The sequence below is a fragment of the Ruegeria sp. F12 genome, assembly GCF_056533885.1.
Map to the genome: position 1 here is coordinate 1 of NZ_JBQFOV010000027.1, position 2,500 is coordinate 2,500.

Below are 2,500 nucleotides of genomic sequence, written 5' to 3' on the forward strand. Positions count from 1 at the left end.
TGGTTGCGGGAGCAGGATTTGAACCTGCGACCTTCAGGTTATGAGCCTGACGAGCTACCGGGCTGCTCCATCCCGCGTCAGAGTCAGATTTGTTTTCATCGTGTTAGAGAGAATTGGGCTTTTTCTAGGTTTGGCGGTGACCTACTCTCCCGGGGCTTAAGCCCAAGTACCATTGGCGCGGCAGTGCTTAACTTCCGGGTTCGGGATGGGACCGGGTGTTTCACTTGCGCTATGACCACCAAACCGAGGAAAAGCCCTCGGTCGACTTTCTTGCTGTGCAAGAAAGCGACCATGCGGGAGGCAGCGTCTTTTGTTTACAAAAGGCGCGTTCCCGCACGGTTATTTAATCAACCAACATCGCGGCTTGGCGCTGCGACGCTGTCCTTTGTCAAGGTTGGTGTATGCTTTGGTCTTGTCTTTCCATTACTGGATCAAATCAAGCCTATCGGGCGATTAGTACCGGTCAACTGAACGCATTACTGCGCTTACATCTCCGGCCTATTGACGTGGTGGTCTTCCACGGCCCTCAGGGAGACCTTGTTTTGAGGGGGGCTTCCCGCTTAGATGCCTTCAGCGGTTATCCTGTCCGATCATAGCTACCCAGCACTGCCGTTGGCACGACAACTGGTCCACCAGTGGATCGTTCACCCCGGTCCTCTCGTACTAGGGGCAACTCCTCTCAAGTCTCCTACACCCACGGCAGATAGGGACCGAACTGTCTCACGACGTTCTAAACCCAGCTCACGTACCTCTTTAAACGGCGAACAGCCGTACCCTTGGGACCTGCTCCAGCCCCAGGATGAGATGAGCCGACATCGAGGTGCCAAACACTGCCGTCGATATGGACTCTTGGGCAGTATCAGCCTGTTATCCCCGGCGTACCTTTTATCCGTTGAGCGATGGCCCTTCCACTCGGGACCACCGGATCACTATGGCCGTCTTTCGACTCTGCTCGACTTGTCAGTCTTGCAGTCAGGCTGGCTTCTGCCATTGCACTCAACGAGCGATTTCCGACCGCTCTGAGCCAACCTTCGCGCGCCTCCGTTACGCTTTAGGAGGCGACCGCCCCAGTCAAACTACCCGCCACGCAGGGTCCCGGATCCGGATAACGGACCGCGGTTAGACATCAAGAGTGCGAAGGGTGGTATCTCAAGGGAGGCTCCACAGGGACTTGCGTTCCTGCTTCAAAGCCTACCACCTATCCTGCACATCACAATCCTGATGCCAGTGCGAAGCTGTAGTAAAGGTGCACGGGGTCTTTCCGTCTAACCGCGGGAAGCCTGCATCTTGACAGGCAATTCAATTTCGCTGAGTCGATGTTGGAGACAGCGGGGAAGTCGTTACGCCATTCGTGCAGGTCGGAACTTACCCGACAAGGAATTTCGCTACCTTAGGACCGTTATAGTTACGGCCGCCGTTTACCTGGGCTTCAATTCAAGGCTCTCACCTCTCCTTTTAACCTTCAGGCACCGGGCAGGCGTCAGACCCTATACGTCGTCTTGCGACTTCGCAGAGCCCTGTGTTTTTAATAAACAGTCGCCACCCCCTGGTTTGTGCCCCCAGCCCCTAGTTGCCTAGGAACCGGGCCTCCTTCTCGCGAACTTACGGAGGTATTTTGCCGAGTTCCTTCAACATCGTTCTCTCAAGCGCCTTGGTATGCTCTACCAGTCCACCTGTGTCGGTTTAGGGTACGGTCTGATGGAGGGCTATTTCCAGGAACCACTCAGCAGCCCAATCAATCCGATAAGATTGAACTACACCTGTGATCCGTCACATCCTCCTGGCCTAGGAATATTAACCTAGTTCCCATCGCCTACGCCTTTCGGCCTCGGCTTAGGGGCCGGCTTACCCTGCTCAGATTAGCTTTAAGCAGGAACCCTTGGACTTTCGGCGAGAGTGTCTCTCACACTCTTTGTCGCTACTCATGTCATCATTCTCACTAGTGATCTCTCCACGGGATCGCTCACGCGCCCGCTTCATCGAAAGCCTCTCTCCTCCAATCTGCCCGAAGGCATGAAGGAGGAATGAGACTATGTCACACTACGCTCTGCTACCGATGCTTACGCATCCCTAGACTTCGGCTCATGGCTTGAGCCCCGTTACATCTTCGCCGCAGGACAACTTATTTAGACCAGTGAGCTGTTACGCTATCTTTAAAGGATGGCTGCTTCTAAGCCAACCTCCTGGTTGTTTTGGTCGTCCCACCTGCTTTCCCACTTAGCCATGAATTGGGGGCCTTAGTCGTAGGTCAGGGTTGTTTCCCTCTCCACTACGGACGTTAGCATCCGCAGTGTGTCTGCCATCTAGTACTCCCGGGTATTCGGAGTTTGGTTAGGATCAGTAAGCCTGTGGGGCCCCATTACCCATCCAGTGCTCTACCCCCCGGGGTATTCGGATGACGCTCTACCTAAATAGATTTCGCAGAGAACCAGCTATCTCCGAGTTTGATTGGCCTTTCACCCCTAGGCACAGCTCATCCCGATCCTTTTCAACGGATGTG

At 54.5% G+C, this 2,500-nt stretch carries 1 tRNA gene and 2 rRNA genes (1 of these 3 cut by a window edge); all 3 read right to left on the bottom strand.

Going from position 1 to position 2,500, the window contains the following annotated elements:
* Positions 1-77, bottom strand: a tRNA-Met gene (locus ACR0CA_RS20260).
* 51 nt (positions 78-128) lie between these two features.
* Positions 129-243 (bottom strand): 5S ribosomal RNA (gene rrf / locus ACR0CA_RS20265).
* 189 nt (positions 244-432) lie between these two features.
* Positions 433-2,500 (bottom strand): 23S ribosomal RNA (locus ACR0CA_RS20270); it runs 759 nt beyond the window's last position.